16 protein-coding genes are annotated in these 23169 nt (G+C 72.1%); 6 read left to right on the top strand and 10 right to left on the bottom strand.

What is annotated here, in order from left to right:
• Positions 1 to 231 precede the first annotated feature (231 nt).
• Positions 232 to 2361 (top strand): molybdopterin oxidoreductase family protein, encoded by a 2130-nt coding sequence (locus ACZ7DY_RS35870; RefSeq protein ID WP_471143279.1) that lies wholly within the window; start codon positions 232 to 234, stop codon positions 2359 to 2361.
• Positions 2362 to 2412: 51 nt separating this feature from the next.
• Here the strand turns inward: ACZ7DY_RS35870 and ACZ7DY_RS35865 are convergent, their stop codons facing one another.
• From ACZ7DY_RS35865 to ACZ7DY_RS35840, 6 genes are all read right to left on the bottom strand, one after another.
• A complete protein-coding gene (locus ACZ7DY_RS35865) occupies positions 2413 to 3777 on the bottom strand; it encodes an FAD-binding oxidoreductase (RefSeq protein ID WP_471143278.1) in 1365 nt (454 codons plus the stop codon).
• A 153-nt stretch (positions 3778 to 3930) separates the two neighbouring features.
• Positions 3931 to 4290 (bottom strand): YciI family protein, encoded by a 360-nt coding sequence (locus ACZ7DY_RS35860; protein WP_471143277.1) that lies wholly within the window; start codon positions 4288 to 4290, stop codon positions 3931 to 3933.
• A 120-nt stretch (positions 4291 to 4410) separates the two neighbouring features.
• Complete coding sequence (locus ACZ7DY_RS35855) at positions 4411 to 5940, bottom strand: 4-hydroxyphenylacetate 3-hydroxylase family protein (RefSeq protein WP_471143275.1); 1530 nt, start codon at positions 5938 to 5940, stop codon at positions 4411 to 4413.
• 53 nt (positions 5941 to 5993) lie between these two features.
• Entirely contained in the window at positions 5994 to 7613 is a 1620-nt protein-coding gene (gene cmdF, locus ACZ7DY_RS35850) for a tyrosine 2,3-aminomutase (RefSeq protein WP_471143274.1), read from the bottom strand.
• The gene (locus ACZ7DY_RS35845) at positions 7610 to 10810 is read right to left on the bottom strand and encodes a non-ribosomal peptide synthetase (RefSeq protein ID WP_471143272.1); all 3201 of its coding nucleotides are present in this window, start codon (positions 10808 to 10810) and stop codon (positions 7610 to 7612) included. The genes cmdF and ACZ7DY_RS35845 overlap by 4 nt, the downstream gene beginning before the upstream one ends.
• Positions 10811 to 11115: 305 nt before the next feature.
• Complete coding sequence (locus ACZ7DY_RS35840; protein WP_471143270.1) at positions 11116 to 12348, bottom strand: cytochrome P450 family protein; 1233 nt, start codon at positions 12346 to 12348, stop codon at positions 11116 to 11118.
• Between the two features lie 309 nt (positions 12349 to 12657).
• Between ACZ7DY_RS35840 and ACZ7DY_RS35835 the strand changes: the two genes are divergently transcribed.
• The 4 genes from ACZ7DY_RS35835 to ACZ7DY_RS35820 all read left to right on the top strand — a co-directional run bounded on the left by ACZ7DY_RS35835 (position 12658) and on the right by ACZ7DY_RS35820 (position 17098).
• Positions 12658 to 13035 carry a YciI family protein gene (locus tag ACZ7DY_RS35835; RefSeq protein WP_471143266.1) on the top strand — a complete coding sequence of 126 codons (378 nt, stop codon included), beginning with the start codon at positions 12658 to 12660 and terminating at the stop codon, positions 13033 to 13035.
• A gap of 202 nt (positions 13036 to 13237) precedes the next feature.
• Entirely contained in the window at positions 13238 to 14071 is an 834-nt protein-coding gene (locus ACZ7DY_RS35830) for an SAM-dependent methyltransferase (protein WP_471143265.1), read from the top strand.
• A gap of 421 nt (positions 14072 to 14492) precedes the next feature.
• On the top strand, positions 14493 to 15827 hold the full coding sequence (locus ACZ7DY_RS35825; RefSeq protein WP_471143264.1) for a condensation domain-containing protein: 1335 nt from the start codon (positions 14493 to 14495) through the stop codon (positions 15825 to 15827).
• 11 nt (positions 15828 to 15838) lie between these two features.
• Entirely contained in the window at positions 15839 to 17098 is a 1260-nt protein-coding gene (locus tag ACZ7DY_RS35820; RefSeq protein ID WP_471143263.1) for an acyl-CoA dehydrogenase family protein, read from the top strand.
• Positions 17099 to 17196: 98 nt separating this feature from the next.
• Here ACZ7DY_RS35820 and ACZ7DY_RS35815 read toward each other — a convergent pair whose 3' ends face one another.
• The 4 genes from ACZ7DY_RS35815 to ACZ7DY_RS35800 all read right to left on the bottom strand — a co-directional run bounded on the left by ACZ7DY_RS35815 (position 17197) and on the right by ACZ7DY_RS35800 (position 21520).
• Positions 17197 to 17970, bottom strand: coding sequence for an SDR family oxidoreductase (locus ACZ7DY_RS35815; protein WP_471143261.1), 774 nt, complete (start codon positions 17968 to 17970; stop codon positions 17197 to 17199).
• Positions 17952 to 18638: a dihydrofolate reductase family protein gene (locus ACZ7DY_RS35810; protein WP_471143259.1), complete on the bottom strand. Its 687-nt coding sequence runs from the start codon at positions 18636 to 18638 to the stop codon at positions 17952 to 17954. The genes ACZ7DY_RS35815 and ACZ7DY_RS35810 overlap by 19 nt, the downstream gene beginning before the upstream one ends.
• Before the next feature lie 53 nt (positions 18639 to 18691).
• Positions 18692 to 20038 carry an FAD-binding oxidoreductase gene (locus ACZ7DY_RS35805; RefSeq protein WP_471143257.1) on the bottom strand — a complete coding sequence of 449 codons (1347 nt, stop codon included), beginning with the start codon at positions 20036 to 20038 and terminating at the stop codon, positions 18692 to 18694.
• A gap of 213 nt (positions 20039 to 20251) precedes the next feature.
• A complete protein-coding gene (locus ACZ7DY_RS35800; protein ID WP_471143255.1) occupies positions 20252 to 21520 on the bottom strand; it encodes an RNA polymerase sigma factor in 1269 nt (422 codons plus the stop codon).
• Between the two features lie 122 nt (positions 21521 to 21642).
• Here ACZ7DY_RS35800 and ACZ7DY_RS35795 point away from each other — a divergent pair, with 122 nt between their 5' ends.
• Positions 21643 to 23145, top strand: a complete 1503-nt coding sequence (locus ACZ7DY_RS35795; protein ID WP_471143253.1) for an FAD-binding oxidoreductase — start codon at positions 21643 to 21645, stop codon at positions 23143 to 23145.
• Positions 23146 to 23169: the final 24 nt, after the last annotated feature.

Here is a 23169-nt window from a genome sequence, read left to right as displayed (position 1 = left end):
GCGGTGGCGGCCGACATCTTCGGGAATGCCCAACCCGTATGACCCTTCGCATCCTGCGAGAAGGGCCGGGGGTGTGAGGGTTGTTAGCGTCGGGAGGCGATGGGGCCGTGCGACGGCGGTGAGGCGCGCGCCTGCCCCCTTTCTTTTTCGCGGTGCGGTCCCTGGTCTTAGGTGGCTCGCGGGGCTGCGTCCGGGGACGTCGGCCCACCCCTTTTGAACTCGGGAGCGAGCATGAAGACTGCACTGCGGACGTGTCCTTTGTGTGAGACGTCGTGCGGGTTACGGCTGACTCTGGATGACGCCGGGCACGTACTGCGGGTCGAGGGGGATCAGGACGACCCGTTCAGCAAGGGGTTCCTCTGTCCCAAGGGGGCGGCGCTGGGTCAGCTCGACGAGGATCCGGACCGGCTGGCGCGTCCGCTGGTGCGGGTCGGGGGGCAGCTGCGGCCCGCCTCCTGGGAGGAGGCGTTCGCCGAGGTGGACCGGGGGCTCGGTGAGGTCATGGGGGCCCACGGCCGGGATGCGGTGGCGCTGTATTTCGGCAATCCGACGTTTCACACCATGGCCGGGTTCCTCTACCGGCAGCCGCTGACGCAGGTCCTTGGCAGCCGTAACGTGTATTCGGCCAGCACCGTCGACCAGATGCCCAAGCATGTGGCCAGTGGCCTGATGTTCGGCGATCCGATGGCCGTGGCCGTTCCGGATCTGGACCGCACCCACTACATGCTGATCCTCGGGGCCAACCCGGTGGAGTCCAACGGGTCGTTGTGCGTGGCGCCGGACTTCAAGGGCCGGCTGCGGGCCCTGCAGGAGCGGGGCGGCAAGGTCGTGGTGGTCGATCCGCGGCGCACCCGTACCGCCGAGCTGGCGGATGAGCATCTGTTCATCCGCCCGGGCACGGATGCGTATCTGCTGTTCGCCATCGTGCACACGCTGCTGGCCGAAGATTTGGTCTCGGTGGATGTGGAGGTCACCGGCCTGGCCGAACTGCACTCGCTGGCCGCTGACTTCACGCCGGAGGCGGTGGAGGAGGCCTGTGGGGTGCCGGCGGCGGTGATCGTGCGGCTGGCGCGGGAGGTCGCGGCGGCGCCCACGGCGTGCGTCTACGCCCGGATCGGGACCTGTACCGCGGAGTTCGGTTCGCTGGCGCAGTGGCTGGTGGATGTCATCAATGTCCTGACCGGGAACCTGGACCGGGCCGGCGGGGTGATGTTCGCCAAGACGGCGGGGCTGGAGATCTTCCGCAGCGGGCAGCCGTTCGCCACCGGCGCGTGGCACAGCCGGGTGCGGGGGCTGCCGGAGGTGCTGGGTGAGTTTCCGGTGGCGACGCTGGCCGATGAGATACGGACGCCCGGGCAGGGGCAGGTGCGGGCTCTGGTCACGGTGGGGGGCAATCCGGCGTTGTCGGCGCCGGGTGCTCCGCGTCTGGTGCGGGCCTTGTCCCAGCTGGACTTCATGGTCTGTGTGGATCCCTACCTGAATGAGACGACGCGGCACGCGAACGTGATCCTGCCGCCGCCGCGGATCCTGCAGAGCCCGCACTTCGATTTCCTGGTGCAGATCATCATGGTCCGCAACTACGCCCGTTTCTCCCCGCCGGTGCTCGCGCTGGGGCAGGAGCAGCGCTCGGAGGCGGCGATCCTGGCCACACTGCTGTTGATCTTCAGTGGTCAGGGTCCCGGCGCCGGCGCCGAGGCGGGTGAGGAGATGCTGCTCGGGCAGTTGCTCGCGGCCGCGCCGGGGCTGCGTGAGGGCCTGGAGGGTGCTGATGGGACCGAGCGGATCCTGGACGCGCTGCTGAAGATGGGCGGCTACGGTCTGTCGCTGGAGGCGATGCGCCAGGCCCCGCACGGGCTGGACCTGGGTCCGCTCCGGCCGCGGCTGGCAGAGATCTTGTGCACCGCGTCGGGGAAGGTCGATCTGGCGCCGGCGGCACTGGCCGCCGATGTGCCGCGTCTGCTGGGCCGGTTGGCCGGCCCGGCCCCGGAGATGGTGCTGATCGGGCGCCGGCATCTGCGGTCGAACAACAGCTGGATGCACAACGTGCCCTCGCTGGTGGGCGGCACCAATCGGTGCACGCTGCAGATCCATCCGCAGGACGTGGCCCGCCTGGGTCTCGGGGAGCGGGCGCGGGTGCGGTCCGCGGCCGGGGAGGCGGAGGTGGTGGTGGAGGCCACCGAGACGGTCATGCCGGGGGTGGTGAGCCTGCCGCATGGCTGGGGCCACCAGGACAGCGGGCAGACGGTGGCGCGCGAGAACGCCGGGGTCAACGCCAACGCGCTCACCGATGAGCTGGTGCTGGACCCGGTGTCGGGCAACGCGGTGTTCAACGGGGTGCCGGTGCGGGTGATGCCGGTGTGAGCAAGGGGGTGCGGAGCGGCGCCGTGCGTGGTGCACGGCGCCGCCGCGGGTTCAGTCCTGGTCGGCTCCGGCCGGGACGACGTTGACGTTCAGGTGGAAGATGTTGCAGGGGTCGTACTTGTCCTTCAGTGCCGCCAGGCGCCGGTACACCGGCCGGGGGTACACCGCCTCGACGTCCGCGGGGAGGATGTCGCTCAAAAAGCCGCTGTAGGCGCCGGAGGTGGAGGGGGCCAGGGCGGACCAGAACGCCTCGTAGGCGGGCAGCAGCGGCTCGTTGCTCTCGGGTGAGCCGAGCAGTACGCCCATGATCATGGCCTGGGTGGAGCGGTGGGGGAAGGCCGTCGCGTCCTTGGGCACCCGGTTCAGGGCGCCGCCGATGCTGCGGATCTCGACGTACAGGTTCTCGAGGTTGGCCTGCTCGGTGAGGATCGTGGTGGCCAGGTCCGCGGTCAGGTCCGGGGTGAAGCGGTTGCGGACGCGCGGGCGCCAGCCGGGGGGCAGGTCGCCGGCGGGCTGGAGGGCGTCGCCGTAGGGCATCAGGCGGACCTGGTCCTCCACGACGGTGCCGAGTTTGCGGATCGGGTCGATGGCGGCGTTGGCGGCCGCTTCGTCGCTGCCGGCGTAGCAGACGACCAGGGCCAGGGGCGGGGCGGCTTCGCCGAAGGTCGGCCAGCACATGGCGGTGGCGGTGAGTTCTTCGGGGGCGGAGTCCATGTGTGCCGCCCAGCCGCGCAGGACGGTCTCGGTCTCTTCGGGGGCGAAGGAGATCTGGCCGAAGAAGACCTGCGGGACCGGCTGTGCCTTCACGGTGAAGGAGGTCACCACGCCGAAGTTGCCGCCGCCGCCGCGGATCGCCCAGAAGAGGTCGGGGTTCTCCTCGGCGCTGGCCGTCAGGACGCAGCCGTCGGCGGTCACGACGTCGGCGGCCACCAGGCTGTCCTGGGCCAGGCCGTACTTGCGGGCCAGCCAGCCGATGCCGCCGCCGACGAGCAGGCCGCCCACGCCCACGGTGGTGGTGTCGCCGGAGGTGAAGGCCCAGCCGTGCGGCTCGAGCGCGTCGGCGACCTGCTCCCAGTGCGCGCCGGCGCCGAGGCGCACCAGGCGCTCGGATTCGTCCACCACCTCGATGGAGTTCAGGTGGGCCAGGTTCAGGACCAGGCCGCCGACGTTGGTGCTGAAGCCGGCGTTGCTGTGGCCGCCGCTTCGGGTGGAGATCTCCAGCTCGTGCTCGACGGCGAACGCTATGCCGCGGGCCACGTCGTCGTTGGTGCGGACTCGGATGATCACGGCCGGGTGCCCGGTGTGGACGATCAGGTCGGTGAGCTCGTCGTATCCCTCGTCGCCCGGCACGTAGACCTCGCCGGTGATGTCGGCCCGCAGGCACGCGATGTCCGCGGGGTCCAAGTCGCTGTTCATGATGGTCTCTCTCTTCTTCCGTTGAGCAGCACCCGTCGGCGCATTCCTCTTCCTACACCTGTCAGTCGGAGCCGAAGCGTGGATCAGGACATGCCCCGGCGTGCCGGCGCGCTGGCGGCGGGTGGCCGCCGCCAGCCAGGTTCTCGCGGCGTCTCAGCCTTCTTCGGGCATCTCGAAGTAGGGGCGGACCTCGATGGCGGACCACTGGGCGTCGGGGATCATGGCGGCGAGTTCGACGGCGCGCTCCGGGCCGGCCACGTCGACGATGTAGTAGCCGCAGAAGTACTGCTCGGCGTCGACCAGCGGGCCCTGGGAGGTGACGGTCTTGCCGTCGCGTACCCGCACCACGGTGGTCTTGTCGGGCTCGGCCAGGGCTTCGGCGGCGACGAACTCGCCGGCTTCCTTGATGACCTCCATCAGCTTGCCGTGGGCGGCGCCGACCTCGGCCTGCTGCTCTTCGCTCAGTGCCTCGTTGGCCTTGGGGTCCAGGTTGATCAGCAGCATGTACTTCATCGTGGGGCTCCTTGTGATCGGGCGCCCGGCGCGGGCGCTTTCCCCTTCTAGTCGGAGCCGTCTTGGGGAAGCGGACATCGCGTGCGGAACTTTTCGCCGGGCGGCCGGGGCCTGGTGGTGTCAGGGCCGGTTGATGAGGTTCTTGAGGTCGGGGAAGGATTCCAGGTCCGGGACCGTCCAGCCGTCCAGGTCGTACTCGGACATGCACTGCTCGGCGAGTTCCTCGTAGCCGGCGAGTTGGCCGGAGGCCAGCTGGCTGGCGTAGAGCTCGACGCGGGTGTTCTCGTGGTTGCCCGAGTAGTTGCGCTCGTACAGCTCGTGGCGGCTGCCGAATTCGCTGCCGATCGCGTCCCACAGGAGTTTCATGAGCTTGACCCGTTCCACGGCGGTGACTCCGCCGGAGCCGCGGACGTATTTGTCGAGGTAGGGCCGGGTCTGGGGGTTGTGGAAGTCCTCGGCGCTGGAGGGTACGTAGATCAGTCCGCTGGCCACGTCCTGGAGGATGATCTCCCGGATGCGCGGGTAGCCGACCTGCATGAACCACCGGTAGGCCATGCCGTAGTCCGCGTTGGGCAGAACCGCTCCGTCCTTCCACGGCAGCGGGTTGCGGGCGGCGGCGTCGGACAGGCCCCAGAACAGGTTGCGCCAGGCCAGTACCTCCCCCAGCCGGCTCTGTACGCCGCGGAAGTCCTGTACGCCGGTGATCCGCAGGGCCTTGGAGAGCAGGCCGGCCAGGAATTCCAGTTTCACCGCGAGCCGGATGCAGCCGTGGAAGGTGAAGCGCTCCGGGAAGCCGGAGCGGGCGGTGAACATCTGCACCTTGCCCAGGTCTCCGTAGATGAAGACGTTCTCCCAGGGGATCAGCACCTTGTCCATGACCAGGATCGTGTCGTTCTCGTCCAGCCGTGAGGACAGCGGGTAGTCGAAGGGGCTGCCGGCCACGGCCGCGGTGGCGGTGTAGGAGGGGCGGCAGATCAGTTTCACGCCGGGGGCGTCCATCGGCACGGTGGCCACCAGTGCGAACTGGCGTTTGCGGATGGGCAGGCCGTAGTGGGCGATGAAGTTGTAGTGGGCCAGTGCCGAGCCGGTGGCCACCACCTTGGCGCCGCTGACCACGAGCCCGGCGTCGGTCTCGGATTCGACGTGGACGAACACGTCGGCGACCTCGTCCGGCGGGCGGTCGCGGTCCACCGGCGGGTGCACGATGGCGTGGTTCCAGAACAGGACCTTCTCCTGCGATTCGCGGTACCAGCGCCGGGCGTTGTCGGCGTAGGGCTCGTAGAAGTCGGCGTTGGCGCCCAGGGTGCCCAGGAAGGAGGCCTTGTAGTCGGGGCTGCGGCCCATCCAGCCGTAGCTGAGGCGGGCCCAGGCGGCGATCGCGCCTTGTGCGGCGACCAGGTCCTCGGCGCTGCGCGGTGTGGTGAAGAAGCGGTGGGTGTATCCGTCGCCGCCGCCGTCGAGCGGGCAGGTCAGAACGGAGCGGTAGCGGTCCTCGTGCAGGGCGTCGTAGAGCCGGGCGGTCATGCGCACCGGGTTGTGGAACGCCGGGTGGCGGGTGACGTCCTTGACGCGTTCTCCGTATACGTAGACCTCGCGGGCGTCGCGGAGGCTTTCCACGTACTGCTCGCCGTTCATGGGCCGAGTGGCCATTGCTGTCCTGCCCTCCTGGTCGTCGGCGGGTCCGGGGCCGGCCGGTGGCGGTGTCACAGCAGTTCCACGCCGCATTCCTCGACGGCGGTGATGAACTCCCCGCGGGTCAGGGCGGCGGCGACGGTCTCGATGTCGTCGGCCATGTACCGGTCCTGGTTGAGCGGGGGGACGAGTGAGCGCACCGCGTCGTAGGCGGCGCGGCCGGCCGGTCCCAGGCCGTCGTAGCGTCCGGAGACGTCGACCGCCGAGGCGGCGGCCAGGAACTGGACGGCCAGGATGTGCTGGTTGTTGGCCAGGACCCGCCGGGCGTTTCGGGCCGCGATCAGGCCCATGCTGACGATGTCCTGGTTGTCGCCGTTGGAGGGCACGCTCTGGGTGCTGGCGGGGCCGATGGTGCGGTTCTCGGCGACCAGTGCGGTGGCCGGGTACTGGGCGCCGGCGTATCCGCTGCTCAGGCCCGGGTCGCCGGCGACCAGGAACTCCGGCAGGCCGTAGCTCAGGTGCCGGTTCAGGACCCGGTTGAGCTGCCGCTCGGCCAGTACGCCGAGCTGGGTGAGGGCGATGGTGGTGAAGTCCATGACGAAGGCCACCGGCTGGCCGTGGAAGTTCGCGCCGTGGAAGACCTCGTGGTCCTCGAAGAACAGGGGGTTGTCGTTCGCGGAGTTGAGTTCGGTGTGCACGCGGGCCGTGGCGTGGGTGAGGGTGTCGCGGACGCTGCCCAGTACCTGCGGCATCGCGCGCAGCGAGTAGGCCTTTTGCAGGTAGATCTCGGTGCGGGTGACGTCGCTGTCGTCCTTGGCGGCGGCGACCTGGCGGCGCAGGTCGGAGTGTTCCACGGTCAGTGCGCTGCCGCGCAGCAGGGCCCGCATGTTAGCGGCGGTGTCGATCTGGCCGGGGTGGGGGCGGGCGATGTCGTGGCCCTCGGGCTGGAAGGGGCCCATGGATCCGCGCATGGCTTCCACCAGCAGGGCGGAGGCGATCTCAGCGTGGCGCACCTGGTCCAGGGCCCGGTCCACGATCAGTGCGCCCAGGCCGGTCATGGCCGAGGTGCCGTTGATCAGTGCCAGGCCTTCCTTGAACTTCAGCTCCAGGGGGGTGATGCCGTGTGAGCGCAGGACCGGCGCCACCGGGCGTGGGCCGTCGGGGCCCAGGAAGTAGCCCTCGCCGATGATGGTGGAGGCGACGTGGGCCAGGGGGGCCAGGTCTCCGCTGGCGCCCAGGGAGCCGATCTCGGGGATCGCCGGGATCAGGTCGGTGTTCAGGTACAGGGCCAGCCGTTCCAGGATTTCGGGGCGGACCGCTGAGTAGCCCTTCGCCAGGGCGTTGAGGCGTGCGGTGACGATCGCGCGGGCCTGGTCGTGGGGGAAGAGCGGGCCGACGCCGGCGCTGTGGCTGCGGACGAGGTTGGTCTGCAGTTCGGTTTCGCGGGAGGGGTCGACGAGCATGTAGATCATTTCGCCGTAGCCGGTGGTGACGCCGTAGACGGGGGTGCCGGCGCGGACGACGTCCTCGAACACGGCGCGGCTCTTGCCGGCTTTGGCCAGGGACTGGGGTGTCAGGGTCACTTGGGCCCGCTGTTCGGCCACGCGGCGGACGGCGGGGATGTCGAGTGTTTCGCCGTCCAGGACGGCTGGGGTGGTGATGGGGGTGGTGGGCACGGGGTGCTCCTTCATCGGGTTCGGTCGATCAGGGCCGCCAGGGCCGCCAGGCTCTGATGGGCGTAGAACTGCGGGACGCTGACGTCGGCGGTGAAGTGCTGGTGGATTTGGTGCAGCAGCCGCGGGACCAGCAGGGAGGTGCCGCCGGCGAGGAAGAAGTTCTGCTCGGCGTGGCCTGGTGGGGCGCCGAGGAGGTCCGCCCAGATGGCCGCGAGGTCTGTCTCGGTGCCGGGTGCGGGGCGCCGGGCCGCGGCGTCGCGTTCGGCGGCGGCGACGGTACGTGCCAGCTGGGGGCGGTCGACCTTGCCGGTGACGGTGCGCGGGAGGTGGTCCAGGGTGCGGTAGAGGGCCGGGAGCAGGGAGCGGCCGAAGCGTCGGCGCAGGTGGGTGCGCCATTCGTTGGGTGAGCCCTGGGGTTGGCCGGCGGGCGGGCTGCGGGGGACGACGCAGATGATCAGGCGGTTGGGCAGGCCGTGGCGGTCGGTGCCGGCGACGACGGCGCAGTCGGCGACGGTGGGGTGCCCGGCCAGGGCGGCTTCGACGTCGGTGAGTTCCAGCCGGCTGCCGTAGAGCTTGATCTGGCTGTCCTTGCGGCCGCGGTATTCCAGGGTGCCGTCGGGGCGGCGGCGGGCGAGGTCGCCGGTGCGGTAGCAGGGGGCGTCGAGGTCGGCCAGGGGGGTGAAGGCGGTGTGGCCCGGCTCGGCGAGGTAGCCGTCGGCGACGTAGGGGCCGGTGACGACCAGTTCGCCGGTGACGCCGTCGGGGCAGGGGCGGTCTGCTTCGTCGATGAGGAGGACGCCGCGGCCGGGGATGGGGCGGCCTATGGGGACCGGGGCGGTGGCCGGTTTTATGGACGGGCCGGCTCCTGTGCCGGGTGGGCTGGTGGCGTGTGCTGTGCGGCGGGTGACCGGGTGCCAGGTCGCCGCGACGGTCTCGGTGGGGCCGTAGAGGTTGGCGATGCGGGCCAGGGGCAGTGCGTCCAGCAGTCCCTCGGCGAGTTCGCCGGGCAGTGCTTCGCCCATCAGGAGCAGGGTCTTGAGGGTGCCGAGGCGGTCGGCGCAACGGCGTTCGGTCAGGACGCGGAGCAGTTCGCGGGCGAAGCTCGGCACGGTCTGGAGTACGCCGATGCGTTCGGTGGCCAGCCACTCCAGGAGGCGTTCGGGGTGGGCGCGGATCTTCTCGGGCACCGGGCACAGCGTGGCGCCCGAGCCGAGGGCCGCGAACGTCTCGGCCAGGGCGGGGTCGTGTTCGGCGGCCACCCACTGTGCGACGCGTACGCCGGGTCCGATCTCGAATTCGGCGGCCATCCACGCGGCGAACTGCGCGAGGGCGCTGTGGCGGTGGGCGATGCCTTTGGGGACGCCGGTGGTGCCGGAGGTGAAGGCGACGTAGGCGCGGTCGGTCAGCGACGGCGGCGGGGTGGGGGTGGCTGCTCGCGGTGTGGGGTCGGGTTCTGTCACCGTGACGGCTCGGCCGCCGAGCGTCGTGCGGTACCAGGTGAGCAGGTCATCGGGGCCCGGGGTGGCCGGCGGGGTTGCGTTTGCCGCGGGGGCCACCAGCATCGCCGCCGGCTTCAGCTCCTGGAGGACCGCGCGGCCGCGGTCGCCGTTGTCGGCGGTCCCGAACCAGCACAGATGGGCGCCGGCCGCCCACACCCCGAGCAGTGCGGCGTACTGGCGCACGCTCACCGGCAGCCGCACCACGACCGGATCGCCGGCCCCCACCCCGGCGGCCCGCAGGTCCTGGGCGATGCGTGTCGCGGCGGCGTACAGCGCGCGGTAGGTCAGTGTGCCGTCGGGGCCGTCCACGGCCACCGCGTGCGGGTCCTGTGCCGCGCGCCTGCTGATCGTCTCCAGGATCGTGCGGGCGGGCGCGCCGCCGTCGGCCCGCCGGTCGGCGTCGGCGGCCGCGCGTGCCGCTCGTTGGGGGCTGTCGAGCCTCAGCTCACCGACGGTGGTGTCCGGGCAGTGGACGGCGTGCCGCAGCAGCGTGTGGAACTGCCGCAGGATCATCCGCGCGCTCTGCGGCTCGAACTGGTCCGCGTCGTAGAGGACGGTGACGGCCGGCCCGCTCTGGTGGTCGTGGACGCGCAGCACCAGGTCGGCCGGTGCCGGCCCGTGCTGTTGCGGGCAGGGTTGGACGAGTGTGCCGGGGATGGCCGGCACCGGCTGCTGTGGCCCGTGCCGGTAGTCGAAGACGACGTCGCCCAGCGGCACCCGGCGTGCGTCGCGCACGACCGGCAGGGCCCCGAGCACCCGTGCGAGTGGGACGGTGCGCCGGGCCATCGCCTGGGCGGCCAGTGCGGTGCCGCGCTCGAGGACGTCGCCAAAGCGCTGCCCGGCCTCGATGTCGGCGGGCAGGATCAGGACGTTGGTCGCCGGGTCTGCCCCGCCCTGGCCCACCGGTACCGCGACGGCCACCCGGTCGCCTCCGGTGTAGCGGTGCAGGAGGACCTGGAAGGCGGTGAGCAGCACGGTGAACGGGCTGCTGCGGCGGGCCTGGGCGCAGTGTGCGAGGGCGCGGCCGAGTGCTGGGTCGGGTGGGGTGCTGACCGTTCCCCACCGTCCCGAGGGGCGCTGGGGGCGGGGGCGGTCTGCGGGTAGCGGGAGTTCGCTGGGCAGCGGGGTCAGCGCATCGACCCACCAGGCCAGTGCCTGGGGCGGTGTGGTCCTCGCGGCGGCGCTCTTGCCCGGGCGGGGGGTGGGGGCCTGGGGTGTTCTGCCGGCGCACAGGTCGCCTAGTTCTTCGACCAGTGTGTCCAGGAAGTCCTCGTCGGCGAATGCGCCGGGGACCGCCAGCTGGATCTGGTGCTCCCGGGGCCCGCAGCGGGTGACCGTCAGCTGTGCTGTTGGCGTGCCGGCCGGGTCCGGGGCGATGCCGGGGGCCGGACCGGAGCGCCCTTGGCCGGGTGCTGCGGGGGGTGTCTCTTGGGCCGGTCCGCGGTCCGCCTCGCGGTGTAGGAACGCCTGCGGTCCCGAGTGGGTCCAGATCCTTCGTACGGGTGTGCCGTCCCGCAGGACCAGTGCCGAGCGCAGTGGTTCGTGCCGGTCCACGAGCGACCGCCACGCCACGGCCAGGGCCGCCACGTCCAGGTCGCCGACCACCCGGTACGTGCGGCTCAGGGGTGCCGGCTCCTGACCGAGCGCGCGCAGCAGCCACAGCCCTTGCTGCACCTCGGTCGCCGGCACGTGCCGGTACGCGGGGTCGGTCATGGACAGCCTCCATCAGCGGTTCGGCACGTGGTCGGGGCAGGGGAAATCGCCGGGCCGCACACGGGGGTCGGAGCGGGGCTGCTGATGCGCGGCGGGCGGCTTTCCGACTCCCCACAATGGCGAGCGCGGTCATCGGCGGCATCTCCTGGAGTGCGGCTGTCCTCGCCGCCCGCTCACGCCGGATCGGGGCAGGCCGCGGGCATCACCGGCGCCGGTGTTCTCTGGCCACTCGCCGCGCACACCAAGCTTCCTGACGGTCTGTCAGGGGTTGTTGTGTGGGGTGCGTCGGGGTGATGGGGGTGTGGTCAGAGGTGGACGGGCAGGGTGAGGCGGCCGTTCATGATGAAGGTGCCCTGGCCGGCCAGTTCGTGCGGCTTCACCGCCAGCCGCAGCCGGGGGAAGCGCGTGAACAGCTCCCGCACCGCGATGCGCACTTCCATCCGGCTCAGCGCCGGGCCCACGCACCGGTGGACGCCGTGGCCGAACGCCACGTGCCGCTTGTCGGTGTGCCGGGCGTCGAACTCCTGGGCGGCGTCGCCGTGCAGTTCCGGGTCGCGGCCGGTCGCGGCGTAACCGACCACCACCGGATCGCCCCGGGAGATGGTCACGCCGGCGATCGTGACGTCCTCGGTGGCGAACCGGAAGGGCAGGTGGGCAACGGGCGCGTCGGTGCGCAGCGTCTCCTCCACCACCTCTTCCCAGCCCACCTCGCCGCCCGTGGCCAGGGCGCGCTGGTCGGGCCGGGTCAGCAGCGCCAGCGCGGTGTTCGTGATGAGGTTCCTGGCCGGTTCGGCGCCGGTGTTGAGCATCAGCTGTGCCAGGCCGACCAGTTCGGCATCGTCCCCCTCCCCCGCCGCGGATGCCGGGCATTGACTTGGTCCGGCCGCGATCAGGTCGCTGATCAGGTCCTCCCCCGGCTGTCGGCGCTTGTGCGCGACCAGGGCCTGGATCTTGCTGCGCAGCGCGGCGAACTCCACGGCCGCCTTGCGCGGGTTCGGCTCGACGTATCCGGCGCGCTCCAGGATGGCGTCGGGGTCGCCGTCGGGCACGCCGAGCAGTTCGCCGATCACGCGGGAGGCCACCGGGTGGGCGTAGCGCGCCTTGAGGTCGACGGGCTCGCCGGGCTGCTCGGCCGCGTGGGCGGCCAGCTCCTCCAGTGCTCGCGCCACGACCTGCTCGACGCGCGGTCGCAGCATGGCGATCCGCCGCGGGCTGAACGCGCCGGCGACCAGGTGGCGTTGGCGGGCGTGCGGTTCGCCGTCGGCGGTGGACATGTTGTCCATCCGGGCCCAGGCGATCAGGGGGAAGTCCGGGCCGAGGGTGCCCTTGGCGTACGCCGGCCAGTGCTGCCGGGCGTTCTTGGCGAACCGCTCGTCCGCAAGGACCTGCCGGGCGGCGTGGTAGCCGGTCACCGACCAGGCCTCGACTCCGCCGGGCAGCAGCACCCGGGTGACCGGTCCGCGGGCCCGGAGCCGGGCCGCTTCGCCGTGGATGTCGCGCCCGGACGGATCGATGACGAAGAGCGGGTCGTCGTCCACGTCTGCCTCCTGTGAGGTGGGGATGGGTGCCGGTCACTCCCAGGGTGTCCAGTGGGCGGTGGTGCGGGCGTCTTCCACGGTGCGGACCCGGGATTCACCGAAGAGGGCCGGATCGCCGTGCCGGCGGTGGCCGGTCCCTTCCGGCCGAGCGGCCGCCTGGCCGCCGAATCACTCACGAGCCGCTGGTTGTTGATCTCGTACAGTGGCCTTTCATAGGGTGAGTGACGTGATCCAGCCGATCACTTCCACCGGACTTCACCCATTCGTCCGGGTCGTCGCACATGAGGCCCAAGGAGGCTGAAGGCTGACATGAAGTACCTGCTCATGATCTACGGCAACGAGGAGAAGTGGGCGTCGATCCCGGCCGAGCTGCTGGACAAGGAGATCGCGGAGCAGGACGCCTGGAACTCCCGCTACCGGGCCTCCGGGGAGCTGCTCGCGGCCTACGGCCTCGGCGACAGCAGCCAGGCCTCGCTGGTACGGAACAAGGACGGCGCCCCGTTCTCCACCGACGGCCCCTACCTGGAGGCCAAGGAGTTCGTCTGCAGCCTCTACCTCCTGGAGGTGGAGTCGGCCGAGCGGGCCCGCGAGATCGCGGCGGACATGCCCTGGGCGCGCGAGAGCCCGGTGGAGATGTGGCCGATCCTGCATGACGGGTTCGCGCCGAAGCCCGACGGCGACGCCTGAGCGCCCCGGCCGCCCCGGCCGTCAGTGCCGGGGCGGTCGGCGCCGACCGATCGGCTCTCCGGGCCGCCCGGCTTTCACCCTGACCCCCGCTTGACGGCTGCCTCCGCGGCGACCGCGCAACCAGGAAGATGCCCGCCTCTGCTGCCCCTGCGACCTTGGGGCAGGGCTCGGTCGATCTGGTCCCAGCGCGAGAGGAGCAGCCATGGAGAGCGCGGCAGCCACCGGCCCGACGCCGGAGATCGCCGAGATGTTCGACGAGTCGTCCGACATGTCGAGCGTGTTCAACGACGGCCAGGTGCATCTGGCCTACTGGTACGACGAGACGGACGAGGCCCCGCTGATCGAGGCGGCGCAGCGGCTGACCCGCAAGGTGGCCGATTCGCTGCGGCTGCGCAAGGGGGATCAGGTCCTGGACGTCGGGTGCGGCCTGGGGGCCCCGGCCATCCAGCTCGCCACCGAGTACGGGGTGCAGGTCACCGGCGTCAACATCAGCACCCGCCAGGTGGCCGAGGCGTGGGCGCGGGTCCGGGCGGCCGGCCTGGCCGGCCAGGTCACCTTCCGGGTCGGCGACTACAGTTCGCTGGACTTCCCCCAGGGCAGCTTCGACGCGGTGGTGGCGATGGAGTCCCTCGTCTACGTCGATGACCTCGGGGCTACGCTCGCCGGCCTGCGCCGGGCGATGCGCCCCGGCGCCCTGCTGTCGCTGACCGAACCCACCCGGGAAGGCCTCGGCCCCGCGGAGGCCGGGCGGTTCGCCGCCGCCTTCGGGGCCAAGCGGATGCTGTCGGTGGCCGAGTGGCTGGAGGCGTTGCGCGCGGCCGGGTTCGAGCCGGCGGAGTATCTGCAGTGCGGGCCGCGGGTGTTCGGGATGGGTCCCAAGTACCTGCAGGCCGTCGAGACGCGGCGCGAGGAGCTGGCCGGCCGGTTCGGCGAGGCCGCCGTCGACACGCTCCGCCAGACCCTGGAGACCTTCTTCGCACCGGGCGCGGACCAGATCGGCTACGCGGTCATCACCGTCCAAAACCCCCGCAGCTGACCCGCCGCGCCGGATCGCCCTCTTCGCGGGTGGGGCGCAATCCCGAAGATGCGCGGCCCTGGGGGCGGTAGTGAGAATCGGGACGCGGCCACGGAGCAGTGCCCCCGCCCAGTGGTGTCCGATCGCGCCGGCCGATGACGGTCCGCCCTCCTGCACCGGCCAGAAAAGCGGCCGCGGCGCGAACTGCCCCGGCCGGCTTCTTTGTTCCTGTTTGTTCCTGGTCGGCCACCGCGCCCGCCGGCCCTCACGCCGGTCGTGAAGAGCTGGAGGGCCGGTTCGTCCGGCCTGCACGGCGTGCCGCCCGGCGGCGACAGCACGCGGGGCCGTGGCCGGCCCGGCCCGGTCGCCGAACCCCGGTGCGACACGCTGATCGAAGTCCTCCACCACGGCAGCGTCCGCCTTTTCTGAGGAGAGATCCCACATGACCACGACGTCGGAAACCCAGCAGGCACCTGCGGCGCTCTCACTGCAGCAGCAGTTCCTCTGCATGTTCGCCCAGGGATTCAAGACCGGGCCGTTCGGGCCGCACTACACCGAGGCCTTCGCCTGGCGGCTGCACGGCCGCGTCGACGTGCGGGCCATGCGTGCGGCGCTGGCCGATGTGGTCGAGCGGCATGAGGCGCTGCGCACCGTGGTGCACCTGGACAACGGCGGTGGGCAGAGCGTACTGCCCGCCGCAGAGCCGGAGTTGGAGCTCATCGACCTGGACGAGGCGCATGGCGCGGACCGGGACCGGCGCGCCGAGCAGCTCATGATCCAGTCGGAGATCCGGTCGTTCCCGGCCGACCGGGTCCCGTTGCTGCGGGCCGTGCTGGGCCGCTTCGACGAGCAGGACTCCGTGCTGGTGCTGTGCGCCCACCACAGTGCCGCCGACGTCTGGTCGATCCAGGTGGTCCTGCGGGACCTGGCGGAGTGCTACACCGCTCGCGCGGCCGGCCACGAGCCGCGGCTGCCCGCGGCGGTGCAGTACCGGGAGTACGTCGCCGCGCAGCAGGAGCAGGCCGACGGTCCGGCGGTGGCCGCCTCCCGGGCGTACTGGCGTGAGACGCTGCGCGACGCCAGGATCCTGGTCGCGCCGGTGCACCCCACCGGGCAGTCCCCCGCGACGAGTTACCACCGCTTCACCACCGACGCGCAGCTGAGCGCGGAGGTGATCCGGCTGGCCAAGGCGACGCGCAGCTCGCCGTTCATGGTGCTGCTCGCCGCGTTCACCGTCTTCGTCCACCGGCGCACCGGGGCGACCGACCTCGTGGTGCCCACCTTCACGCCGGGCCGTGAGCGCCGCTTCCAGTCCACGGTCGGGTCGTTCTTCAACTTCTGCCCGCTGCGGGTGGATCTGGAGGGCTGCCGGACCTTCCGCGATGTCATCGCCCGCACCAGGACGGCCTGCATCGGCGCCTTCTCCCATGAGCTGCCGCTGATGCAGATCCTCGCCGAGGCGCCCGAGCTGATGTCCTCGGCCGGCCCCGAGGCGGTGCCGACCCTGTTCCAGGCCGTCCAGCCGCCCTACCTGATGCAGGGCGAGCGGATCGGCGACCTGACGTACACGGCGGTGTGGCGGCGGGTCATCCCCCAGCCGCTGGGCTCCGACACCCCGGACGGCATGATCTGGTCGATGCATCTGAGCGAGAGCGAAGTGGTCGGCGGGCTCAGCTTCAGCCGCCACTTCTTCGAGCGGGCCGAGGTCGAGGAGCAGGCCGCCGGATTCCTCGAGGTGGTCGGCGAAATGGTCGCCGCCGCGGACTCGGCGATCTGAGGGCCGGCGCCGTGAGGGAGACGGAGAACGCCGCGACGGGCGCGGCCATGCCCGGTGAGGACGAGGTCACCCCGGCCGTGCTGATCGAGCGGGCCAGGGCCATGGTGCCCGACCTGGTGGCGCGCCAGCACGAGACCGAACAGCGCACCTTCTACGCCGAGGACACCCATCAGGCATTCCGGGACGCCGACTTCTACCGCATCACGGTACCCAGGCGCTACGGCGGCCTCGAGCTCGGCTTCGACACGTTCTTGCGGGTCGCGATGGTCCTGTGCCGTGCCTGCCCGTCCACGGGCTGGATGTTCTGCCTGGGCGCCGCGCACTCGCTGTTCGCCGCCAGCATGTTCCAGGAGAAGGCGCAGGCCGAGATCTTCGCCGGCGGCGACTTCATCGCGCCGCTGGTCAACGCCCCCTACGGAACGGCCCGGCGCGCCGAGGACGGCGGCTGGGTCCTGGAGGGGGTGTGGCGGTACTGCTCCGGCGCGCCGTACGCGACCCATCTGATCGGCAACACCGTGATCGCCGGAGACGATACGGAGCCGCCGCGCCGGCTGCTGTTCATCGCGCCCCGCGACCAGTGGGAGATGCTCGACGACTGGGGCGGGCAGCTGGGCCTCAAGGGCAGCGGCTCGCACAGCATCCGCATCCGCGGCGGGCACATCCCCGATCACTTCGGCATCGAGGTCAACTTCGAGGAGATCTCGGTGACCGAGGGCACCCCGGGGCGCGAGCTGCACGCGCACCCGCAGTACGGGGGCGCGCCGGCGAGCTCGATGGCCCTGGAGGGCGCGCACATCGCGGTCGGCATGTGCCAGGGCGCGCTCGACGCGTACACGGAGCTGATGTTCTCCCGCACCACGATCGTGCCGCCGTTCCTGCCCAGGGCGGAGGATCCCGACTTCCAGCTCTGGTACGGCAAGGCCAGCGGCATGATCGACGCCGCCGAGACGCTGGTCCTCGCGGCGTCGCGGCGCTGGCACGAGCTGGCCGGGCTGCCGGTGGGGGCGTTCACGCCCGAGGAGGACCTGCGGATCGCGGTCACCTGCCGGGAGGCCACCGAGCTGGCCTGGCGGGCCGTCGACGAGATCCTCCAGCCGACCGCCGGCAGCCACGCCGTACGGGAAGGGACCCGTCTGGAACGAATCTGGCGCGACCTGTCCACCGGGCGTACGCACGTCAGCTCCGCCGTGCTGCTCACCACCGTCGCCAACCGGGGGTTCGCCCAGCTCAGGCTGGCCAGTGCGCGTCGCCGGGCCATTCAGGGGGGCTAGTCCCCCCGGGGGGCGCGTGCCGGTGGTCGGGGGCGGCCACCGGCACGGGCCGTCGGACAGCCGGGGCCGGGGCGGGTCACCCCGGCCCCGGCTTCTTGCTAGGAGTGGAATTCGCCCGCGTCGACGTTGAGGCTCTGGCCGGTGATCGCCCTGGCCAGGTCCGAGGCCAGGAACAGGACCGCGTGGGCGACGTCGCCCGGCTCGGGGAGGCGGCGCAGGTCGAAGGCGGCCGCGGTCTCGTCGTAGATGTCCTGCGGCGTCACCCCCCGCTCGGCGGCCTGGGCCGCGAACCAGCTCTTGAGCCCCTGGGCCCATATGTAGTTGGGCACCACGGTGTTGACGCGGACACCATGCGGGCCCAGTTCGGTGGCCAGGCTGCCGGCCAGTGAACGCAGCGCCGACTTCGACGCCTTGTAGGCGCCGAAGTGGGGGCGGGAGTGGTGCACCACCGCGGAGCCGACCAGCACGATCGAACCGGCGTGCCCGGTCAGGGTCGGCGCCAGGAGCTGGACCAGGCGCAGCGGGGCCAGGGCGTCCGTCTCCAGCGAGGCGCGCACGGCGTCCAGGTCCATCGTGGCCAGCTCGCCCATCGCGGGGGGCGCGAAAGCGTTGCTGACGAAGACGTCCACCCGGCCGAAGGTGTCCAGGGCACGCTCGGTCAGGGCCCGGCAGGCGTCCGGGTCGAGGATGTCGGTGGGAACCGCAAGCGCCCGGCGGCCGTGCGATTCGACCTCGGCGGCCACTGACTTCAGGACGGTTCCGGTGCGGGCCGCAAGGACCACGTCGGCTCCGGCCGCTGCGCCGCGGACGGCGATCTCACGGCCGAGGCCGGGGCCCACACCGGTCACCAGCATCACCTTGTCGGAGAGCATCTGTGCCTTCCTTCCTGCTTGAGAACGCGATGGAATACATGGCTCACGCCTGACCAGAGCTCCACGCGCGTCGTCTCCAACGCGATCGCGGGATCCATGGGCCCGGCGAACAGCGGGCGGCCGCCGCCGAGCAGCACCGGTACGACGTGCAGGCGCAGTTCGTCCAGCACACCGGCGGCCAGGGCGGCGGCGATCACCTGCCCGCCGCCCATCACCGCCACGTCCTTGCCCTGTGCCGCGGCCGCGGCACGGGCCCGCCCCACGGCCTGCGTGACGCCGCCGGTGACGAACTCGAAGCGGGTGCCGCCGGGCATCGCGCGCGGCGGCAGCGGCCGGTGCGTCACGACGAACACCGGTACGCCAAAGGGCGGTTCCTCGCCCCACGCCGGCACGCCGTGGTCGAACATGCGGCGGCCGATCACGGCGGCGCCGGTGCGGGTGAAGTACTCGCCCATGACGAGGTCGGCGCCGGCCCCCTGCTCCCCGCCCCCGGACCCGGACCCGGCTCCGGCCCCGGTCCCGGCCCGGGTGCGCCAGGTCTCGAGGGCGAAGAGCCATTGGTGGAGGCGTTCGCCGCCGACGCCCAGCGGGTTGCGGCCGGGGCTGTCGTCGGGGCCGGCGACGAAGCCGTCGAGGGAGACGGAGATGTCCGCGATCACCTGGGGCATGTCTTCGACGATCGCAGGGCACAAGGTGCCGGGCCTCTTCCTGCGTGCCGTTGTCAGGACGCGAGGAGGGTCTCCGGCATCGCGTCGCCCCGGAACAGGCCCTTGGGATCCACGCGCGCCCGCACCCGCTCGACCGCCCGGACGTCGTCCCGGGACAGGTGCCCGCGCGGCCGGTCCAGGCCCTTCACGAAGCCGGGCGCGGTACGGCCCGTGTCCCACGGGCCCAGAGCGGCGCGCACCTTGTCGCAGTGCCCGATGATCTCCTGCGGCGTGCCGCGCAGTTCGGGGACGCCGGCGCCCATGTAGGCCAGGCGCGCGTCCAGGTGGTTCAGGGCGCCGCCGGCCGGGTCGGCGGCGGCCAGGCGCCCGCCGAGCTGGCGCAGTTCGGCGGCGATCAGGGGCGAGCCGGAGCCTTCGCCGGTCAGCCGCAGGAACGCGGCGATCCCTTCGCGGCCCGGTTCGGCGAGCAGCAGGTGGTCGCCGACGAAGGTGCCGGGCTCCTCGGGGTCCATGTGGATGTCCGGGACCAGTTCGGGGCCGCAGGCCTGCCAGGTGTCGAGCACCGGCTCGCCGATCTTGCGCAGCGGCTCCAGCAGGTCGCGGGCGCGGTCGGCGGCCAGGGCGACGCCTGCGACGCACACCACCGGGCCGCCCTTGAGCATCGGCGGGATCTCCGGCAGGTCCGGCAGGTTCATCACGCGCAGGGAGGTGGAGACCTCCTCGGGCGCGTGCAGCGTCCAGTCGTACCAGGCGCCGACCACGTCCCGGGCTTGTCGCCACGGCCAGAAGGCGGCGCCGGCCAGGAGATCGGTCACCGGGAAGAGCCCGATCTCGACGGCGGTGACGACGCCGAAGCCGCCGCCTCCGCCGCGCAGGGCCCAGAAGAGTTCTCGGTCCTCGCCGGCGCTCACGCGGCGTATGCGTCCGTCCGCGGTGACGAGCTCGATGGAGCGGATGTGGTTGGCGGCCAGGCCGAGACTGCGGCCGTAGAGACTGATGCCACCGTGCAGCAGGTAGCCGATGGCGCCGACGGTGCCCGAGGTGCCGTGGGGCGCGGCCAGGCCGTGGGGTGCCGCGGCGTGGACGACGGCGCTCCAGGGGGTGCCCGCGGGGATGCGGGCCAGGCGGCGTTCGGGGTCGATCTCGACGCCGCCGGACAGGAGGGGACGGATCAGCAGGGCGCCGGTCATCGAGGTGGCGGCACCGGCGGAGTGGCCTGTGGTGTGGATGCGAATGCCCTGGCCGTGCGCCGCCGCGTGGCGGATCGCGGCCCGTACGTCGGCGATGTCGGTGGCGGTGAGCGCGGCGTCGGGGTGGGCTGGGCCGGCGAGGTTGAACACGCCGGTGGCGGCGGTGTAGAGGGGGTCGCCGGGCAGGGCGATGGGCGCGGTGTCGGGCATGAACTCCCCTTGGTGGTCCGGGCGGTCCTGCCCCTCAGGGTGCGAGCCGGGCGCCCGCGCGGGCATCCGTCAGAGTGCTCAGCCGGAGTGCGCAGCGACGGCGGGGCGGGCTCGAAGCCGCCCGGGGCCGCGGGGGGCGCGGGGGGGGTGGCGCGGGGCCACGGTGCCGGTCGAGCCGGGATCGCCGACCGCCGCGGCCGGCCGGTCGCGCGTCTATCCCGTCTTTTTCTCCAGGGCCGCCCCCACCCGTTCCGCCTGCTCCATGAGGAAGCGCTGTTCCGGCCCGCTCGCCGTCTGCCGGGCCGCGGTCCGGTATGCCTCTCGTGCCCGGTCCAGGCCGCCGTCCATCTCCAGGAGGTAGGCCCGCACGGCGCTGAGCCGGTGGCTGCCGGCCATCCAGCGGTCCTGCTCCAGCGGCTCCAGCAGCCGCAGTCCCTCGCGGGGGCCCTTGACCATCGCCATCGCCACCGCGCGGTTCAGGCGCACCGCCGCGCCGGGCGCGATCTGCTCCAGCAGGTCGTACAGGGCCAGGATCTGCGGCCAGTCGGTTTCGCCGCCCTCCAGGGTCTCCACGTGCACCGCGGCGATGGCGGCCTGCAGGCGGTAGAGGCCGACGCCGGGGCGGGCCAGGGCCTCCACGACCAGTGCCAGGCCCTCCTTGGCGAGGTCGCCGTTCCACTGGGAGCGGTCCTGCTCGGCCATCGGGACCAGGGTGCCGTCGGCCAGGGTGCGGGCCGGGCGGCGTGCTTCGGTGAGGAGCATCAGGGCCAGCAGCCCGGTGACCTCGCCGTTGTCCGGCAGGAGGCGGTGGGCCTGGCGGGTGAGCCGGATGGCTTCGGCGGTCAGGTCCGGGCGCAGCAGGTCGGGTCCCGCGGTGGCGGTGTAGCCCTCGTTGAAGATGAGGTACAGGACGTGCAGGACCGCGCGGGTGCGTTCGGGGCGTTCGGGTTCCGGCGGCATGCGGAAGGTCATGCCGACGTCCTTGATCTGCTGCTTGGCGCGGGAGATGCGGCGGCTCATCGAGGCCTGCGGGACCATGAAGGCGCGGGCGATCTCCTCGGTGGTCAGGCCGCCCACCGCGCGCAGGGTCAGGGCCACTTGGGAGGGCGGGGTCAGCGCGGGGTGGCAGCACAGGAACAGGAGCATCAGGGTGTCGTCGTCGACGGAGACCAGGCTTTCGTCGTCGGGGGCCGGGGCCACGGACGCTTCGGGCAGGGTCATCGAGGCGACGGTGGCCTCGCGGGTGCGGCGGGCCTGGTCGCTGCGCCAGTAGTCGGTAAGGCGGCGTCCGGCGACGGTCAGGAGCCAGGCTCGCGGATTGTCCGGGATGCCTTGGGCCGGCCACTGCGTGGCGGCGGCCACGAGCGCCTCCTGCACCGCGTCCTCACAGCCGTCGAACTGGCCGTGGCGCCGGACCAGGGCGCCGAGGACCGAGGGCCGCAGCTCCGCGAGCAGGTTTTCCAGGCGCTGATCGGAACGCACCAGCTCATTCTATATGCGGGGCACTCCACCGGCCGACGAAGTGCGCACACGCTGAGATGCCCGGCGCCCACCGGCGGTGACACGGTCGGGGCACAGACCGCGAACCGTTGAGGAAGGCCGCCATGACGGACACGATCGCCGCCGTCGTCACCCGTGACGACCCCCGCTACCCCGCCCTCGTCGAGGGCTACAACCATCGTTTCGTGGGCCGGCCCGAGGAGGTGCGTCTCGCCGCCGACGCCGCCGGGGTGCAGGCCGCGGTCCAGGCGGCCGTGGACGGCGGGCGGCGGATCGCCGTGCGCAGCGGCGGCCACTGTTTCGAGGACTTCACCGCCCATCCGGACGTCAAGGTGCTCCTGGACCTGTCCGCGCTGAACCACGTCGGCCATGACGCCGGGCGCGACGCGTTCGTGGTGGAGCCCGGCGCGCGCCTGGACCACGTCTACCGCACGCTGCACGACGGGTGGGGCGTGACCATCCCGGCCGGCACCTGCTTCGAGGTGGCCGCCGGCGGGCACATCGCGGCCGGCGGCTACGGTCCGCTGTCGCGGCGCGACGGCCTGGTGGTGGACCACGTCACGGCGGTCGAGGCGGTCGTCGTCGGCGCGGACGGCCAGGCCCGGACGGTGGTGGGCACCGACCGGCCCGGCGACCCGCACCACGATCTGTGGTGGGCGCACACCGGCGGCGGGGGCGGCAGCTTCGGCGTGGTCACCAAGTACTGGCTGCGCACCCCCGGGACGCCGGACGGCACCCCGGCCCGGCAGCTGCCCCGCGCGCCGCGAGCGGTGCTGCGCCGCGACACCACATGGTCCTGGGAGACGGTCTCGCAGGCCGACTTCCGCACTTTGCTGCGCAATTACTGCATCTGGTACGAGGAGAACAGCGCGCCGGGCGCACCGGCCACGGCGCTGTGGAGCAACCTGATCATCACCCACCGCTCCGGCGGCCTGTTCAGCCTGACCTCGGTCATTCCCGACGACGCGCCGGATGCGGCGGCGATCCTGGAGGCCCACACCGCGGCCATCACCCGCGGGATCGGCGCCGAGCCGGTGTCGGCGGCCTCTGAGACCTCCCCGTGGCTGGAGACCTGGCTGCCGTCCTACAGCTGGCCCAGCGATCCGCGGGGCCGGTACAAGAACAAGGCGGGCTATCTGCGGCGCGGGTTCTCCGACGCGCAGATCACCGCGATCCACCGGCATCTGTCGTCGCCGGATTACGAGAACCCCATGGGCTGCCTGGTGCTGACCGGATTCGGCGGCGCGGTGAACGCCGTCGCCCCGGACGCCACCGCGGTGGCGCAGCGCGACTGCATCCTCAAGGCCTCCTACAGCACCGGCTCCTGGACCGAACCGGCCGACGACGAGCGTCACTTGGCCTGGGTGCGCGCGTACTACCGGGACGTCTACGCGCACTCCGGCGGCGTGCCGGTCCCCGACGACATCAGCGACGGCTCCTACATCGGCTACCCCGACACCGACCTGGCCGATCCCCGGTGGAACACCTCGGGGGTCGATTGGCCCGCCCTGTATTTCAAGGGCAACTACGCCCGGCTGCAACGCGCGAAGCAGGTCTACGACCCGCTCGAGGTGTTCCACCACGGGCTGTCGGTGCGCCTGCCCTGATCCAGCGGGCAGCACAGAAGAGGG

The organism is Streptomyces sp. NPDC037013, assembly GCF_055607265.1.
The sequence above is the reverse complement of the archived record's forward strand: the minus strand, read 5'-3'. Positions and strand labels throughout refer to the sequence as shown.

What these genes read in the sequence shown, in the direction of transcription:
- ACZ7DY_RS35870 (WP_471143279.1), top strand. Translation starts at nt 232, where the DNA reads ATGAAGACTGCACTGCGGACGTGTCCTTTGTGTGAGACGTCGTGCGGG.
- ACZ7DY_RS35865 (WP_471143278.1), bottom strand. Translation starts at nt 3,777, where the DNA reads ATGAACAGCGACTTGGACCCCGCGGACATCGCGTGCCTGCGGGCCGAC.
- ACZ7DY_RS35860 (WP_471143277.1), bottom strand. Translation starts at nt 4,290, where the DNA reads ATGAAGTACATGCTGCTGATCAACCTGGACCCCAAGGCCAACGAGGCA.
- ACZ7DY_RS35855 (WP_471143275.1), bottom strand. Translation starts at nt 5,940, where the DNA reads ATGGCCACTCGGCCCATGAACGGCGAGCAGTACGTGGAAAGCCTCCGC.
- cmdF (WP_471143274.1), bottom strand. Translation starts at nt 7,613, where the DNA reads ATGAAGGAGCACCCCGTGCCCACCACCCCCATCACCACCCCAGCCGTC.
- ACZ7DY_RS35845 (WP_471143272.1), bottom strand. Translation starts at nt 10,810, where the DNA reads ATGACCGACCCCGCGTACCGGCACGTGCCGGCGACCGAGGTGCAGCAA.
- ACZ7DY_RS35835 (WP_471143266.1), top strand. Translation starts at nt 12,658, where the DNA reads ATGAAGTACCTGCTCATGATCTACGGCAACGAGGAGAAGTGGGCGTCG.
- ACZ7DY_RS35830 (WP_471143265.1), top strand. Translation starts at nt 13,238, where the DNA reads ATGGAGAGCGCGGCAGCCACCGGCCCGACGCCGGAGATCGCCGAGATG.
- ACZ7DY_RS35825 (WP_471143264.1), top strand. Translation starts at nt 14,493, where the DNA reads ATGACCACGACGTCGGAAACCCAGCAGGCACCTGCGGCGCTCTCACTG.
- ACZ7DY_RS35815 (WP_471143261.1), bottom strand. Translation starts at nt 17,970, where the DNA reads ATGCTCTCCGACAAGGTGATGCTGGTGACCGGTGTGGGCCCCGGCCTC.
- ACZ7DY_RS35810 (WP_471143259.1), bottom strand. Translation starts at nt 18,638, where the DNA reads ATGCCCCAGGTGATCGCGGACATCTCCGTCTCCCTCGACGGCTTCGTC.
- ACZ7DY_RS35805 (WP_471143257.1), bottom strand. Translation starts at nt 20,038, where the DNA reads ATGCCCGACACCGCGCCCATCGCCCTGCCCGGCGACCCCCTCTACACC.
- ACZ7DY_RS35795 (WP_471143253.1), top strand. Translation starts at nt 21,643, where the DNA reads ATGACGGACACGATCGCCGCCGTCGTCACCCGTGACGACCCCCGCTAC.